This window comes from Enterobacter sp. DC4, from assembly GCF_000568095.1.
Taxonomy (GTDB): domain Bacteria; phylum Pseudomonadota; class Gammaproteobacteria; order Enterobacterales; family Enterobacteriaceae; genus Enterobacter; species Enterobacter pseudoroggenkampii.
The window spans coordinates 155,072-171,467 of record NZ_AZUB01000001.1; the positions used below are offsets into that span (position 1 = coordinate 155,072).

Annotated in this window: 14 protein-coding genes; 13 read left to right on the top strand and 1 reads right to left on the bottom strand. The window is 54.6% G+C overall.

The window, feature by feature from the left end:
* The first annotated feature begins 12 nt into the window (after nt 1–12).
* On the top strand, nt 13–804 hold the full coding sequence (nei, locus tag P349_RS23225) for an endonuclease VIII (protein ID WP_032649518.1): 792 nt from the start codon (nt 13–15) through the stop codon (nt 802–804).
* Nucleotides 805–889: 85 nt separating this feature from the next.
* Here the strand turns inward: nei and P349_RS23220 are convergent, their stop codons facing one another.
* A complete protein-coding gene (locus P349_RS23220; RefSeq protein ID WP_023334930.1) occupies nt 890–2,173 on the bottom strand; it encodes a citrate synthase in 1,284 nt (427 codons plus the stop codon).
* 639 nt (nt 2,174–2,812) lie between these two features.
* On the opposite strand from P349_RS23220, the gene sdhC reads away from it, so the two are divergent.
* The 12 genes from sdhC (at nt 2,813) to ybgE (ending at nt 16,371) form a co-directional block, all read left to right on the top strand.
* Nucleotides 2,813–3,217 (top strand): succinate dehydrogenase cytochrome b556 subunit, encoded by a 405-nt coding sequence (gene sdhC, locus P349_RS23215; protein ID WP_020684965.1) that lies wholly within the window; start codon nt 2,813–2,815, stop codon nt 3,215–3,217.
* On the top strand, nt 3,211–3,558 hold the full coding sequence (gene sdhD, locus P349_RS23210; protein ID WP_032649516.1) for a succinate dehydrogenase membrane anchor subunit: 348 nt from the start codon (nt 3,211–3,213) through the stop codon (nt 3,556–3,558). Before sdhC ends, sdhD begins: the two co-directional genes overlap by 7 nt.
* A complete protein-coding gene (gene sdhA, locus P349_RS23205) occupies nt 3,558–5,324 on the top strand; it encodes a succinate dehydrogenase flavoprotein subunit (protein WP_024908800.1) in 1,767 nt (588 codons plus the stop codon). The genes sdhD and sdhA overlap by 1 nt, the downstream gene beginning before the upstream one ends.
* Before the next feature lie 15 nt (nt 5,325–5,339).
* Entirely contained in the window at nt 5,340–6,056 is a 717-nt protein-coding gene (gene sdhB / locus P349_RS23200) for a succinate dehydrogenase iron-sulfur subunit SdhB (RefSeq protein ID WP_008501090.1), read from the top strand.
* A 247-nt stretch (nt 6,057–6,303) separates the two neighbouring features.
* Nucleotides 6,304–9,111 carry a 2-oxoglutarate dehydrogenase E1 component gene (gene sucA, locus P349_RS23195; protein ID WP_032649515.1) on the top strand — a complete coding sequence of 936 codons (2,808 nt, stop codon included), beginning with the start codon at nt 6,304–6,306 and terminating at the stop codon, nt 9,109–9,111.
* 14 nt (nt 9,112–9,125) lie between these two features.
* Nucleotides 9,126–10,346: a 2-oxoglutarate dehydrogenase complex dihydrolipoyllysine-residue succinyltransferase gene (gene odhB, locus P349_RS23190; RefSeq protein WP_008501093.1), complete on the top strand. Its 1,221-nt coding sequence runs from the start codon at nt 9,126–9,128 to the stop codon at nt 10,344–10,346.
* 117 nt (nt 10,347–10,463) lie between these two features.
* Nucleotides 10,464–11,630, top strand: coding sequence for an ADP-forming succinate--CoA ligase subunit beta (gene sucC, locus P349_RS23185; RefSeq protein WP_006809579.1), 1,167 nt, complete (start codon nt 10,464–10,466; stop codon nt 11,628–11,630).
* On the top strand, nt 11,630–12,499 hold the full coding sequence (gene sucD, locus P349_RS23180; protein ID WP_014169173.1) for a succinate--CoA ligase subunit alpha: 870 nt from the start codon (nt 11,630–11,632) through the stop codon (nt 12,497–12,499). Before sucC ends, sucD begins: the two co-directional genes overlap by 1 nt.
* A gap of 730 nt (nt 12,500–13,229) precedes the next feature.
* Entirely contained in the window at nt 13,230–14,798 is a 1,569-nt protein-coding gene (cydA, locus tag P349_RS23175; RefSeq protein ID WP_032649512.1) for a cytochrome ubiquinol oxidase subunit I, read from the top strand.
* Between the two features lie 15 nt (nt 14,799–14,813).
* A complete protein-coding gene (gene cydB / locus P349_RS23170) occupies nt 14,814–15,953 on the top strand; it encodes a cytochrome d ubiquinol oxidase subunit II (protein ID WP_032638926.1) in 1,140 nt (379 codons plus the stop codon).
* A 14-nt stretch (nt 15,954–15,967) separates the two neighbouring features.
* Nucleotides 15,968–16,081, top strand: coding sequence for a cytochrome bd-I oxidase subunit CydX (gene cydX / locus P349_RS23165; RefSeq protein WP_003858598.1), 114 nt, complete (start codon nt 15,968–15,970; stop codon nt 16,079–16,081).
* Nucleotides 16,081–16,371, top strand: coding sequence for a cyd operon protein YbgE (gene ybgE / locus P349_RS23160; protein WP_008501100.1), 291 nt, complete (start codon nt 16,081–16,083; stop codon nt 16,369–16,371). Before cydX ends, ybgE begins: the two co-directional genes overlap by 1 nt.
* Nucleotides 16,372–16,396: the final 25 nt, after the last annotated feature.

Consider the following 16,396-nt stretch of genomic DNA (forward strand, 5'->3'; position numbering starts at 1 on the left):
AAGGACAATAACATGCCAGAAGGTCCGGAGATCCGCCGCGCGGCGGATAGCCTGGAGGCGGCGATAAAGGGCAAACCGTTGACGCATGTCTGGTTTGCTTTTCCTCAGCTAAAACCGTTTGAATCACAGCTGGTGGGGCAGACGGTGACCCATATTGAAACGCGCGGCAAAGCGTTGCTCACGCATTTTTCCCATAACCTGACGTTATATAGCCATAACCAGCTTTACGGCGTCTGGCGCGTGGTGGAGGCGGACGAGCAGCCGCAAACCACCCGTGTGCTGCGCGTCAGGCTGCAAACGGCGGATAAAGCGATCCTGCTTTACAGCGCGTCGGATATCGAAATGTTAACGCCGGAGCAGCTGCTGACGCACCCGTTTCTGCAGCGGGTCGGGCCGGACGTGCTGGACATGCGCCTGACGGCGAGCGATGTGAAGGCCCGGCTGTTATCACCTAAATTCCGTAACCGGCAGTTTTCCGGTCTGTTCCTTGACCAGGCGTTTCTGGCCGGGCTCGGCAACTACCTGCGGGTGGAGATCCTCTGGGAAGTCGGGCTGGCGCCGCAGCACAAAGCGTCTCAGCTGAATGATGAACAGCTGGAGGCGTTATCCCACGCGCTGCTGGATATTCCGCGGCTGTCGTACAACACGCGCGGCGTGGTGGATGAGAACAAGCATCACGGGGCGCTGTTCCGGTTCAAGGTGTTTCATCGGGCGGGAAAGAAATGCGAAAGGTGTGGTGGCATTATTGAGAGAACCACTCTCTCTTCACGACCGTTTTACTGGTGTCCCGGGTGCCAGATGTAAAAAAGCCGGGTGGCGGCTACGCCTTACCCGGCCTACGTTTCGCACTTGTAGGCCCGGTAAGCGTGAGCGCCACCGGGCTTGTCTTTTAGCGCTTAATATCAGACTTAAAATCACGCTGCTCGTAGCCGGTATACAGCTGACGAGGACGGGCAATTTTCATGCCTTCGCTGTGCATTTCGTTCCAGTGCGCAATCCAGCCTACGGTACGGGCCATGGCGAAGATGACGGTGAACATGGAAGACGGAATGCCCATCGCTTTCAGAATAATGCCAGAGTAGAAATCGACGTTCGGGTAGAGTTTCTTCTCGATGAAGTACGGGTCGTTCAGCGCGATGTGTTCCAGCTCCATCGCTACTTCCAGCAGGTCATCTTTGGTACCCAGCTCTTTCAGCACTTCGTGGCAGGTCTCACGCATGACGGTGGCGCGCGGGTCGTAGTTTTTGTAAACACGGTGACCGAAGCCCATCAGGCGGAAGGAGTCATTCTTGTCTTTCGCACGACGCACGAACTCAGGAATGTGCTCAACGGTGCTGATCTCTTCCAGCATCTTCAGTGCCGCTTCGTTCGCGCCACCGTGTGCCGGTCCCCACAGGGAGGCGATGCCCGCAGCGATACAGGCGAACGGGTTCGCGCCTGAAGAGCCCGCGGTACGGACGGTAGAGGTAGAGGCGTTCTGTTCGTGGTCAGCGTGCAGGATCAGAATACGGTCCATCGCACGTTCCAGTACCGGGTTCACTTCGTACTCTTCGCACGGCGTGGAGAACATCATGCGCAGGAAGTTACCCGCGTAGGAGAGGTCGTTGCGCGGATACACAAACGGCTGGCCGATGGAGTATTTGTAGCACATCGCCGCCATGGTAGGCATTTTGGACAGCAGGCGGAACGCCGCGATATCACGGTGACGCGGGTTATTCACGTCAAGGGAGTCGTGGTAGAACGCCGCCAGCGCACCGGTAATCCCGCACATCACCGCCATAGGGTGAGAGTCACGACGGAACGCATGGAACAGACGGGTAATCTGCTCATGGATCATGGTGTGACGGGTCACGGTGGTTTTGAATTCATCGTACTGGGCCTGCGTCGGTTTTTCGCCGTTCAGCAGGATGTAGCACACTTCCAGATAGTTGGATTCGGTGGCTAACTGATCGATGGGGAAGCCGCGATGGAGCAGGATACCTTCGTCACCGTCAATGTAGGTGATTTTGGATTCGCAAGATGCGGTAGAGGTAAATCCAGGGTCAAAGGTGAACACACCTTTAGAACCCAGCGTACGGATATCAATAACATCCTGACCGAGCGTGCCTTTTAGCACATCCAGTTCAATAGCAGTGTCACCATTTAGGGTGAGCGTTGCCTTTGTATCAGCCATTTACGGTCTCCTTAGCGCCTTATGCTTAAGACTGCGCTTCACCGGATTTGCTTTCAGCTGTAAATCACCGTTACCAGATTGTTATTTGGCTTACCGCTCAGCTCACGAGGACAAACCAGGGTACAGAGCTATGGCGCCTTGCAGGTAAACGAATGAAATATCAGTGAAACAACAGCAAATCAGCGTTTTTGCAGTCCGAATTATTCAAACCTGTATATCACTAATAACTGTCCTGATAACTTCGGTCAATACCATCACACTGTTACATAACTATTTGTCAGGTGAAAGTGAGACCTCATAACTTTTGCGCATTATATGCCTTTTCTGATGACGTTTGTAACAATATTGTTTAACATTTGTCAAATCAGATGATTAAAAATTAAAAAGATGTTGTTATCGTGACCCTGATCACTGTTCCAGAGAAAACCCGACAAACTGTATGTAGGTTAATTGTAATGATTTTGTGAACGGCCTATACTGCCGCCAGGTCTCCGGAACACCCTGCAATCCCGAGCCACCCAGCGTTGTAACGTGTCGTTTTAGCATCTGGAAGCAATGTTTTGCATGACGCGCAGTTATAGAAAAGGAACGCTGCTTGACCCGCATCGCAGTCCGGAGGAAGGAAACAATAAGAACAGCATGTGGGCGTTATTCATGATAAGAAATGTGAAAAAACAAAGACCTGTCAATCTGGATCTCAAAACGATCCGGTTCCCTGTAACAGCAATAGCGTCCATTCTGCACCGTGTTTCTGGTGTGATTACGTTTGTGGCGGTCGGTATTTTGCTGTGGTTACTGGGCACCAGCCTCTCTTCCCCTGAAGGATTCCTCCAGGCCTCTGCCATCATGAACAGCTTCTTCGTGAAATTCATCATGTGGGGCATTCTGACCGCGCTGGCGTACCACGTCGTCGTGGGTGTTCGCCATATGCTGATGGACTTTGGCTATCTGGAAGAGACTTTCGAAGCCGGGAAACGCTCCGCTAACATTTCATTTGTGATTACAGTCGTGCTTTCACTTCTCGCAGGAGTTCTCGTATGGTAAGCAACGCCTCCGCATTAGGACGCAACGGCGTACATGACTTCATCCTGGTCCGTGCTACCGCCATCGTTCTCACCCTTTACATCATCTATATGATCGGTTTCTTCGCGACCAGCAGCACGCTGACGTGGGAAATCTGGAGTGGGTTCTTCGGATCCGCCTTCACCAAAGTGTTCACCCTGCTGGCTCTGTTCTCCATCCTTATTCATGCCTGGATTGGTATGTGGCAGGTGTTGACCGATTACGTTAAACCGCTGGCGATTCGCCTCCCGCTGCAGCTGGCCATTGTGGTTGCACTGGTGGTTTACGTTATTTATGGATTCGTTGTGGTGTGGGGTGTGTAATGAAACTGCCAGTCAGAGAATTTGATGCTGTTGTGATTGGTGCCGGTGGCGCAGGTATGCGTGCCGCACTGCAAATTTCCCAGAGCGGCCAGACCTGTGCGCTGCTCTCTAAAGTATTCCCGACCCGTTCCCACACCGTGTCTGCGCAGGGCGGTATCACCGTTGCGCTGGGTAACTCCCATGAAGACAACTGGGAATGGCACATGTATGACACGGTAAAAGGTTCCGACTACATCGGCGACCAGGATGCCATCGAATATATGTGTAAAACCGGCCCGGAAGCGATTCTGGAGCTGGACCATATGGGTCTGCCGTTCTCCCGTCTGGAAAATGGCACTATCTATCAGCGTCCGTTTGGCGGCCAGTCGAAAAACTTCGGCGGCGAGCAGGCGGCACGTACCGCGGCGGCGGCTGACCGTACCGGTCACGCACTGCTGCACACCCTGTATCAGCAGAACCTGAAAAACCATACCACCATCTTCTCCGAGTGGTACGCGCTGGATCTGGTGAAAAACGCCGATGGCGCAATTGTTGGTTGTACCGCGCTGTGCATCGAAACCGGTGAAGTGGTTTACTTCAAAGCCCGCGCTACCGTGCTGGCGACCGGCGGCGCAGGCCGTATCTATCAGTCCACCACTAACGCCCACATCAACACCGGTGACGGTGTCGGTATGGCTATCCGCGCGGGCGTGCCGGTGCAGGATATGGAGATGTGGCAGTTCCACCCAACCGGTATCGCCGGTGCGGGCGTTCTGGTAACAGAAGGTTGCCGCGGTGAAGGTGGTTACCTGCTGAACAAACACGGCGAGCGCTTTATGGAGCGTTATGCCCCGAATGCGAAAGACCTGGCGGGTCGTGACGTGGTGGCGCGTTCCATCATGATCGAAATCCGTGAAGGCCGCGGCTGTGATGGCCCATGGGGTCCACACGCGAAGCTGAAACTCGACCATCTGGGTAAAGAAGTGCTGGAATCCCGTCTGCCGGGCATTCTGGAACTCTCCCGCACCTTTGCACACGTCGACCCGGTGAAAGAGCCGATTCCGGTTATCCCAACCTGCCACTACATGATGGGCGGTATTCCGACCAAAGTGACCGGTCAGGCGCTGACCGTGAACGAGCAGGGCGAAGACGTGGTTATTCCTGGCCTGTTCGCGGTAGGCGAAATTGCCTGCGTATCCGTACATGGTGCAAACCGTCTGGGCGGCAACTCCCTGCTGGACCTGGTAGTGTTTGGTCGCGCGGTGGGTCTGCATCTGCAGGAATCTATTGCCGAGCAGGGCGCGCTGCGTGATGCAACCGACGACGAAATTGATGCCTCTCTTGAGCGCCTCAACCGCTGGAACGGTAACCGTAACGGCGAAGATCCGGTGGAAATCCGTAAAGCGTTGCAGGAATGCATGCAGCACAACTTCTCGGTATTCCGTGAAGGCGATGCGATGGCCAAAGGCCTTGAGCAGCTGAAAGCTATCCGCGAGCGTCTCAAAAATGCCCGTCTGGACGACACCTCCAGCGAGTTCAACACCCAGCGCGTTGAGTGCCTGGAGCTGGATAACCTGATGGAAACCGCGTTCGCGACGGCAATGTCGGCAAACTTCCGTACCGAAAGCCGTGGCGCGCATAGCCGCTTCGACTTCCCGGAGCGTGATGACGAAAACTGGCTGTGCCATTCCCTGTATCTGCCAGAGTCGGAAACCATGACGCGTCGTAGCGTCAATATGGAACCGAAACTGCGTCCGGCGTTCCCGCCGAAGATTCGTACTTACTAATGCGGAGACAGGATAATGAAACTCGAATTCTCAGTTTATCGTTATAACCCGGATGTTGATGACGCTCCGCGCATGCAGGACTACACCCTGGAAGCGGAAGAAGGTCGCGACATGATGCTGCTGGATGCGTTAATCCAGCTGAAAGAAAAAGATCCAACACTGTCGTTCCGCCGCTCCTGCCGTGAAGGGGTTTGTGGCTCTGACGGGGTGAACATGAACGGCAAAAATGGCCTGGCCTGCATCACGCCAATTTCAGCGTTGCAGCGTCCTGGTCAGAAAATTGTTATCCGTCCTCTGCCAGGCCTGCCGGTTGTGCGTGATTTGGTGGTAGACATGGGGCAATTCTATGCACAATATGAGAAGATTAAGCCTTACTTATTGAATAATGGGCAAAATCCACCCGCTCGCGAGCACTTACAGTCTCCAGAGCAGCGTGAAAAACTCGATGGGTTGTACGAGTGTATTCTCTGCGCATGCTGTTCAACGTCCTGCCCGTCGTTCTGGTGGAACCCGGACAAGTTTATCGGCCCGGCCGGTCTGCTGGCTGCCTATCGCTTCCTGATCGATAGCCGCGACACCGAAACCGACAGCCGTCTGGAAGGACTGAGTGACGCTTTCAGCGTATTCCGCTGCCATAGCATCATGAACTGCGTCAGTGTGTGTCCGAAGGGGCTGAACCCGACGCGCGCCATTGGCCATATTAAGTCGATGCTGCTGCAGCGCAGTGCGTAAGTAAATTTGCCGGATGGCGCTGCGCTTATCCGGCCTACGAAACTGTAGGCCGGTAAGCGTAGCGCCACCGGGCAAAATGCAGAAACCTTTAAAAACTGCCCTGTACTACCCTGAAGTCCAGACAGTTTCTAAAGGTTCCTTCGCGGGCCAAATGAAAAGAGCTCGCAGGTGAACCCCGGCACGTACACGCGGTGTGCGTGGTAGTTTCTACGGCGAAAGTAAGCATAAAAATGCTTAAGGGATCACGATGCAGAACGGCGCAATGAAAGCCTGGCTGGACTCTTCTTACCTCTCTGGTGCGAACCAGAGCTGGATAGAACAGCTCTATGAAGACTTCTTAACCGATCCTGACTCAGTGGACGCAAACTGGCGTTCCATGTTCCAGCAGTTGCCTGGCACAGGGGTCAAACCGGATCAATTCCATTCCAAAACACGTGATTATTTCCGTCGTCTGGCGAAGGATGCCTCACGTTACTCTTCTGCGATTTCCGACCCTGACACCAATGCGAAGCAGGTTAAAGTCCTGCAGCTTATCAACGCTTATCGCTTCCGCGGTCACCAGCATGCGAATCTCGATCCGCTGGGACTGTGGAAACAAGACCGTGTGGCCGATCTCGATCCGGCGTATCACGATCTGACCGAGGCCGATTTCCAGGAAAGCTTTAACGTAGGTTCCTTTGCCATCGGCAAAGACACGATGAAGCTGGGCGATCTGATTGACGCGCTCAAGCAAACCTACTGCGGCTCCATCGGCGCGGAATATATGCACATTACCTCTACCGAAGAGAAACGCTGGATCCAGCAGCGCATCGAATCCGTAGCGGGCCACGCGACTTTCTCGGCTGACGAGAAAAAACGCTTCCTGAACGAACTGACCGCAGCGGAAGGGCTTGAGCGCTATCTGGGCGCGAAATTCCCGGGCGCAAAACGCTTCTCGCTGGAAGGCGGCGACGCGCTGGTGCCGATGCTGAAAGAGCTGATTCGTCACGCAGGCAAGAGCGGTACCCGTGAAGTGGTACTGGGTATGGCGCACCGCGGTCGTCTGAACGTACTGGTCAACGTGCTGGGTAAAAAACCACAGGACCTGTTCGACGAATTCGCGGGCAAACATAAAGAACACCTCGGCACCGGCGACGTGAAGTACCACATGGGCTTCTCGTCTGATATCGAAACCGAAGGCGGTCTGGTTCACCTGGCGCTGGCGTTTAACCCGTCACACCTGGAAATCGTCAGCCCGGTGGTTATCGGTTCCGTACGTGCGCGTCTGGATCGTCTGGACGAGCCAAGCAGCAATAAAGTGCTGCCAATCACCATCCACGGTGATGCGGCGGTAACAGGGCAGGGCGTGGTTCAGGAAACCCTGAACATGTCGAAAGCGCGTGGTTACGAAGTGGGCGGTACCGTTCGCATCGTGATCAACAACCAGGTGGGCTTCACCACCTCTAACCCGCTGGATGCGCGTTCTACCCCGTACTGCACCGACATCGGTAAGATGGTACAGGCGCCGATCTTCCACGTTAACGCGGATGACCCGGAAGCCGTTGCTTTCGTTACCCGTCTGGCGCTGGACTTCCGTAATACCTTTAAACGCGATGTGTTCATTGACCTCTTCTGCTACCGCCGTCACGGCCACAACGAAGCGGATGAGCCAAGTGCAACCCAGCCGCTGATGTACCAGAAAATCAAAAAACACCCGACCCCGCGCAAAATCTATGCTGACAAGCTGGAGAGCGACAAAGTGGCGACGCTGGAAGATGCGACCGAAATGGTCAACCTCTACCGCGACGCGCTGGATGCGGGCGAATGCGTGGTGAAAGAGCTGCGTCCGATGAACATGCACTCCTTTACCTGGTCTCCGTACCTCAACCACGAGTGGGATGAGAGCTACCCGAACAAGGTTGAGATGAAGCGCCTGCAGGAGCTGGCTAAACGCATCAGCACCGTACCGGACGCTATCGAGATGCAGTCTCGCGTGCAGAAAATCTACGCTGACCGTCAGTCCATGGCGGCAGGCGAGAAGCTGTTCGACTGGGGCGGCGCGGAAACGCTGGCTTACGCAACGCTGGTTGATGAAGGCATTCCTGTTCGTCTGTCCGGTGAAGATGCGGGCCGTGGGACCTTCTTCCACCGTCACGCGGTTGTTCACAACCAGTCCAACGGTTCAACCTACACCCCGCTGCAGCACGTGCACAACGGTCAGGGCCAGTTCAAGGTCTGGGACTCCGTGCTGTCTGAAGAAGCGGTACTGGCCTTCGAATATGGCTACGCCACCGCTGAACCGCGCACCCTGACCATCTGGGAAGCGCAGTTCGGTGACTTCGCCAACGGTGCGCAGGTGGTTATCGACCAGTTCATCTCCTCCGGCGAGCAGAAGTGGGGCCGTATGTGTGGCCTGGTAATGCTGCTGCCGCACGGTTATGAAGGACAGGGTCCGGAGCACTCCTCCGCGCGTCTGGAACGTTATCTGCAGCTCTGCGCCGAGCAGAACATGCAGGTCTGCGTGCCGTCCACCCCGGCTCAGGTGTACCACATGCTGCGTCGTCAGGCGCTGCGCGGTATGCGTCGTCCGCTGGTGGTGATGTCGCCGAAATCCCTGCTGCGTCATCCGCTGGCGGTGTCCAGCCTGGAAGAACTGGCGAACGGTACCTTCCAGCCGGCCATTGGCGAAATTGACGAGCTGGATCCGCAGGGCGTGAAGCGCGTGGTGATGTGTTCTGGTAAGGTTTATTACGACCTGCTGGAACAGCGCCGCAAGAACGATCAGAAAGATGTCGCCATTGTGCGTATCGAACAGCTTTATCCGTTCCCGCATCAGGCGATGCAGGAAGTGCTGAAACAATATGCTCACGTACATGATTTTGTCTGGTGCCAGGAAGAGCCGCTCAACCAGGGCGCATGGTACTGCAGCCAGCATCATTTCCGTGAAGTGATTCCATTTGGGTCAGCCCTGCGTTACGCAGGTCGCCCGGCCTCCGCCTCTCCGGCGGTAGGGTATATGTCCGTTCACCAGAAGCAGCAACAAGATCTGGTCAATGACGCGCTGAACGTCGATTAATTAAAGGATACAAAATGAGTAGCGTAGATATTCTTGTTCCCGACCTGCCTGAATCCGTAGCAGATGCGACCGTCGCTACCTGGCACAAAAAACCAGGCGATGCCGTTAAGCGCGATGAAGTGCTGGTAGAAATCGAAACTGACAAAGTGGTACTGGAAGTACCGGCTTCGGCGGATGGCGTTCTGGACGCGGTGCTGGAAGATGAAGGTACCACCGTCACCTCTCGTCAGATCCTGGGTCGCCTGCGTGAAGGCAACAGCGCGGGCAAAGAGTCCAGCGCGAAGTCTGAAGAGAAAGCCTCTACGCCGGCTCAGCGCCAGCAGGCTTCTCTGGAAGAACAGTCTAACGACGCCCTCAGCCCGGCGATCCGTCGCCTGCTGGCTGAACACAGCCTTGACCCGGCAGCCATCAAAGGCACCGGTGTGGGCGGTCGTCTGACCCGCGAAGACATCGACAAACACCTGGCGAAAGCGCCTGCTCAGGCAGAAGCGAAAGCCCCTGCGGCAGCACCAGCAGCTCAGCCTGCTCTGGGCGCCCGCAGCGAAAAACGCGTGCCGATGACTCGCCTGCGTAAGCGCGTGGCCGAGCGTCTGCTGGAAGCGAAAAACTCCACCGCGATGCTGACCACCTTCAACGAAGTGAACATGAAGCCAATCATGGACCTGCGTAAGCAGTACGGTGACGCGTTTGAAAAACGTCACGGTATCCGTCTGGGCTTTATGTCCTTCTACGTGAAAGCGGTAGTTGAAGCGCTGAAACGCTACCCGGAAGTGAACGCGTCTATCGATGGCGATGACGTGGTTTACCACAACTATTTCGACGTCAGCATGGCGGTTTCTACCCCACGTGGCCTGGTAACGCCGGTTCTGCGTGATGTGGATACCCTGGGTATGGCTGACATCGAGAAAAACATTAAAGAGCTGGCTGTTAAAGGCCGCGACGGCAAGCTGACCGTAGACGATCTGACCGGCGGTAACTTCACCATTACCAACGGCGGCGTATTCGGCTCGCTGATGTCTACCCCGATCATTAACCCGCCGCAGAGCGCGATCCTGGGTATGCATGCCATTAAAGATCGCCCGATGGCGGTAGACGGTAAAGTTGAGATCCTGCCGATGATGTATCTGGCGCTCTCTTACGACCACCGCCTGATCGACGGCCGCGAGTCCGTGGGCTTCCTGGTAGCAATTAAAGAGCTGCTGGAAGATCCAACGCGTCTGCTGCTGGACGTCTAGTGACTATTTAGCATCACCTGCCCTGTAGGCCGGATAAGCGTAGCGCCATCCGGCACACAGACTGCGCCGGTCTACAGGTTTGAAGATAACGATTACCCTGAAGGATGGATAGAACACATGAACTTACATGAATATCAGGCCAAACAGCTGTTTGCCCGGTATGGCTTACCGGCTCCGGTGGGTTATGCCTGTACTACCCCGCGTGAAGCAGAAGAAGCTGCATCTAAAATCGGTTCCGGCCCGTGGGTAGTTAAGTGTCAGGTTCACGCTGGTGGCCGTGGTAAAGCGGGCGGTGTGAAGGTTGTTAAGAGTAAAGAAGAGATTCGTGCGTTTGCTGAACATTGGCTCGGCAAGCGTCTGGTGACCTACCAGACAGATGCGAACGGCCAGCCGGTTAACCAGATCCTGGTTGAAGCGGCGACCGACATCGCGAAAGAACTGTACCTGGGCGCGGTTGTTGACCGTAGCTCCCGTCGCGTGGTGTTCATGGCGTCTACCGAAGGCGGCGTGGAAATCGAAAAAGTGGCGGAAGAGACCCCGCACCTGATCCACAAAGTGGCTATCGATCCGCTGGCGGGCCCAATGCCTTACCAGGGTCGCGAGCTGGCGTTCAAACTGGGTCTGGAAGGTAAACTGGTTCAGCAGTTCACCAAGATCTTCATGGGTCTGGCAACCATCTTCCTGGAGCGCGATCTGGCGCTGATCGAGATTAACCCGCTGGTGATCACCACCCAGGGCGACCTGATCTGCCTCGACGGCAAGCTGGGCGCTGACGGCAACGCGCTGTTCCGCCAGCCGGATCTGCGCGAAATGCGCGATCAGTCTCAGGAAGATCCGCGTGAAGCGCAGGCTGCACAGTGGGAGCTGAACTACGTGGCGCTGGACGGCAACATCGGCTGCATGGTTAACGGTGCGGGCCTGGCGATGGGCACCATGGACATCGTTAAGCTGCACGGCGGTGAGCCAGCAAACTTCCTCGACGTGGGCGGTGGCGCAACCAAAGAGCGCGTAACCGAAGCGTTCAAAATCATTCTCTCCGACGACAACGTGAAGGCCGTTCTGGTTAACATCTTCGGCGGTATCGTCCGTTGCGACCTGATCGCCGACGGTATCATCGGTGCGGTAGAAGAAGTGGGTGTTAACGTTCCGGTTGTTGTGCGTCTGGAAGGTAACAACGCTGAACTCGGCGCGAAAAAACTGGCTGACAGCGGCCTGAATATTATTGCAGCGAAAAGTCTGACGGATGCAGCTCAGCAGGTTGTTGCCGCAGTGGAGGGGAAATAATGTCAGTTTTAATTAATAAAGATACCAAGGTTATCTGCCAGGGCTTCACCGGTAGCCAGGGGACTTTCCACTCCGAACAGGCGATTGCTTACGGCACGCAGATGGTTGGCGGCGTAACGCCAGGTAAAGGCGGCACCACCCACCTGGGCCTGCCGGTGTTCAACACCGTGCGTGAAGCCGTAGAAGCGACGGGCGCAACCGCGACCGTGATCTACGTTCCGGCTCCGTTCTGCAAAGACTCTATTCTGGAAGCGATCGACGCAGGCATCAAACTGATCATCACCATCACAGAAGGCATCCCGACGCTGGATATGCTGACCGTGAAGGTGAAGCTGGATGAAGCAGGTGTGCGTATGATCGGCCCGAACTGCCCAGGCGTTATCACCCCGGGCGAATGCAAAATCGGCATCATGCCGGGCCACATTCACAAGCCGGGCAAAGTGGGCATCGTGTCCCGTTCCGGTACCCTGACCTATGAAGCGGTTAAGCAGACCACCGACTACGGTTTCGGCCAGTCCACCTGTGTGGGCATCGGCGGTGACCCGATCCCGGGCTCTAACTTCATCGACATCCTGAAGATGTTCCAGGAAGATCCACAGACCGAAGCGATCGTGATGATCGGTGAGATCGGTGGTAGCGCGGAAGAAGAAGCGGCTGCTTACATCAAAGAACACGTGACCAAGCCAGTTGTGGGTTACATCGCGGGTGTGACTGCGCCGAAAGGCAAGCGTATGGGTCACGCAGGCGCGATCATCGCCGGTGGTAAAGGTACGGCTGATGAGAAATTCGCAGCGCTGGAAGCCGCAGGCGTGAAAACCGTTCGCAGCCTGGCGGATATCGGCGAAGCACTGAAATCCATCATTAAGTAAGTCCTCTCTGCTCCCCGAAAGGGGGGCGTTGAAGTATAAAAATGTCCGTTTCGACATGGTTGGCCGCTGTAAAGCGGCCTTTTTTATTGCCTGCCGGGCGTCATGCAATAGTCACAAATAGGTGTTAATTAGAGAGGATGCAAAAGTAAAATAATTGTTATTTATTTGCCTTAAAGAGAGCAGATGGAAAAAAATGAAAAACCCACTAAAATTTATGTCCTGAATAAATCGGCATTCAGACTACTAAGTTAATAAAAATCACTTCTGTTTATATTCATCCGTCGATTCGATAACCTTAATTGTATTTTATATACATATCTTTAACATGGTCTTTACTATGTTCACCGCATCAAAACACAATTAACATAAAGGATTGTTTTTGATTTAAATCAATGTTTAATGTTTGGAAAAACACACCAAAAGGCGCTAAATTGTCCCCGATCAAAATGGCCGAAAAGTGGTAATTTTGCTATAAATTGATCACCGTCGAAAAACGTAAATGTGATTCAATAAAAACCTGTTTATTGTAAGGGTTTTGCAGCGTATTATATTTGCGGGATCAATTTGAGTTTTTTATTAACGTATTTGTAACCTCACGTCATCGTTTTTATCCTCCTTCAGGGTAATAACGACGACAAGGATGCGAATAATTTGTATTGGGGCATGCGTGTGGATCTCTCTCTGACGGGGTTCACTCTCGGAGTCTTCATGCGATGAGCAAGGAGTCATGATGTTAGATATAGTCGAACTGTCGCGCTTACAGTTTGCCTTGACCGCGATGTACCACTTCCTGTTTGTGCCACTGACGCTCGGTATGGCGTTTCTGCTGGCCATCATGGAAACGGTATACGTTCTCTCCGGCAAACAGATTTATAAAGATATGACCAAGTTCTGGGGCAAGTTGTTTGGTATCAACTTCGCACTGGGCGTGGCAACCGGTCTGACTATGGAGTTCCAGTTCGGGACTAACTGGTCTTACTATTCCCACTATGTAGGGGATATCTTCGGTGCGCCGCTGGCCATTGAAGGTCTGATGGCATTCTTCCTCGAATCCACCTTTGTAGGTCTGTTCTTCTTCGGTTGGGACCGTCTGGGTAAAGTCCAGCATATGGCGGTGACCTGGCTGGTGGCATTAGGTTCGAACCTGTCCGCGCTGTGGATCCTGGTGGCGAACGGCTGGATGCAGAACCCGATCGCGTCTGATTTCAACTTCGAAACCATGCGTATGGAGATGGTCAGCTTTGCCGAGCTGGTCCTGAACCCGGTAGCGCAGGTTAAATTCGTTCACACCGTCGCTTCTGGCTATGTGTGCGGCGCAATGTTTATCCTGGGTATCAGTTCTTACTACATGCTGCGCGGTCGTGACTTTGCGTTTGCGAAACGCTCCTTTGCTATCGCTGCAAGCTTCGGTATGGCAGCAATCCTCTCTGTTATCGTTCTGGGTGATGAATCCGGTTACGAAATGGGTGACGTGCAGAAAACCAAACTGGCCGCTATCGAAGCCGAATGGGAAACCCAACCGGCGCCTGCTGCCTTTACGCTATTCGGTATTCCGGATCAGGACGCGCAGCAAAACCACTTCGCGATTCAGATCCCTTACGCGCTGGGTATCATCGCCACCCGTTCTGTTGATAAGCAGGTGACGGGGCTGAAAGAGCTGATGTTTCAGCACGAAGAGCGTATTCGTAACGGTATGAAAGCCTACTCGCTGCTGGAACAGCTGCGTGCCGGTTCTACCGACCAGGCCGTTCGCGATCAGTTCAACAACGTGAAGAAAGATCTGGGTTACGGTCTGCTGCTGAAGCGCTATACCCCGAACGTGTCTGATGCGACAGAAGCACAGATCCAGATGGCAACCAAAGACTCGATTCCACGCGTTGCGCCTCTGTACTTCGCATTCCGTATCATGGTGGGCTGCGGCATCATCATGCTGCTGATCATTGCGGCGTCCTTCTGGTCCGTGATTCGCAACCGCATCGGCGAGAAAAAATGGCTGCTGCGCACTGCGCTGTATGGTATTCCACTGCCGTGGATCGCAATCGAATCCGGCTGGTTTGTGGCGGAGTATGGCCGTCAGCCATGGGCGATTGGTGAGGTACTGCCAACGGCGGTAGCGAACTCCTCCCTGACAGCGGGCGACCTGATCTTCTCCATGCTGCTGATTTGTGGTCTGTACACCCTGTTCCTGGTGGCTGAACTGTTCCTGATGTTCAAGTTCGCGCGCCTTGGCCCAAGCAGCCTGAAAACCGGTCGCTATCACTACGAGCAGTCCACTGCGACTACTCAGCCGGCACGCTAAGACAGGAGTCATCAAATGATCGATTATGAAGTATTGCGTTTTATCTGGTGGCTGTTGATCGGCGTTCTGCTGATCGGTTTCGCCGTCACGGATGGTTTCGACATGGGGGTGGGGATGCTCACCCGTTTCCTCGGTCGTAATGACACCGAGCGTCGAATCATGATCAACTCCATCGCCCCTCACTGGGACGGTAACCAGGTGTGGCTGATCACCGCAGGCGGCGCGCTGTTCGCTGCCTGGCCGATGGTCTACGCGGCTGCGTTCTCTGGCTTCTACGTGGCGATGATTCTGGTGCTGGCTTCTTTATTCTTCCGTCCGGTCGGTTTCGACTACCGTTCCAAGATTGAAGACACCCGCTGGCGCAACATGTGGGACTGGGGCATCTTCATCGGTAGCTTCGTTCCACCGCTGGTCATCGGCGTGGCGTTCGGTAACCTGCTGCAGGGCGTGCCGTTCCACCTGGACGAGTACATGCGTCTCTACTACACCGGTAACTTCTTCCAGCTGCTGAATCCGTTTGGTCTGCTGGCCGGCGTAGTGAGCGTGGCGATGATCATCACTCAGGGCGCAACCTACCTGCAGATGCGTACGGTTGGTGAACTGCACCTGCGTTCTCGCGCGACGGCTCAGGTCGCTGCGCTGGTCACGCTGGTCTGCTTCGCACTGGCCGGTGTGTGGGTGGTGTACGGTATTGATGGCTACGTGGTGACGTCTGCGATTAACCATACTGCGCCGTCTAATCCGCTGACCAAAGAAGTGGCGCGTCAGGCAGGTGCATGGCTGGTGAACTTTAACAATACCCCTGCGCTGTGGGCTATCCCGGCGCTGGGCGTATTGCTGCCGCTGCTGACCGTGTTGACGTCTCGTCTGGAGAAAGGCGCGCTGGCGTTCGTGTTCTCATCACTGACCCTGGCGTGCATTATCCTGACGGCGGGTATTGCGATGTTCCCATTCGTCATGCCATCCAGCACCATGCTGAATGCTAGCCTGACCATGTGGGATGCAACGTCCAGCCATATGACGCTGAACCTGATGACGTATGTTGCTTGCGTGTTCGTTCCGATCGTTCTGGCCTACACCATCTGGTGTTACTGGAAAATGTTCGGTCGCATCACGAAAGAACATATCGAAAGCAACACCCACTCTATGTACTAAGTAAGGAGCTGAATATGTGGTATTTCGCATGGATTTTAGGGACGCTTCTTGCCTGTGCATTTGGTGTCATCACTGCCCTGGCGCTTGAGCACGTAGAAGCGACCAAAGCGGGTGAAGAAAAACACTGATGAATATTATCGCGAAACTTTACGCGGTAATGGACAAGCGCCCGTTACGGGCGCTTTCTTTAGTGATGGCATTACTGCTGGCAGGTTGTATCTTCTGGGACCCTTCGCGCTTTGCAGCGAAAACCAGCGAGCTTGAAATCTGGCACGGCTTCCTCATTATGTGGGCGGTGTGTGCAGGTGTGATCCACGGCGTGGGCTTTCGTCCGAAAGCCGTTCACTGGCAGGGAATTTTTTGCCCGCTGATTGCCGATCTGGTGCTTCTCGCCGGTTTGATTTTCTTCTTCTTCTGAATAAGAAATGTCCGTTAACGTTATG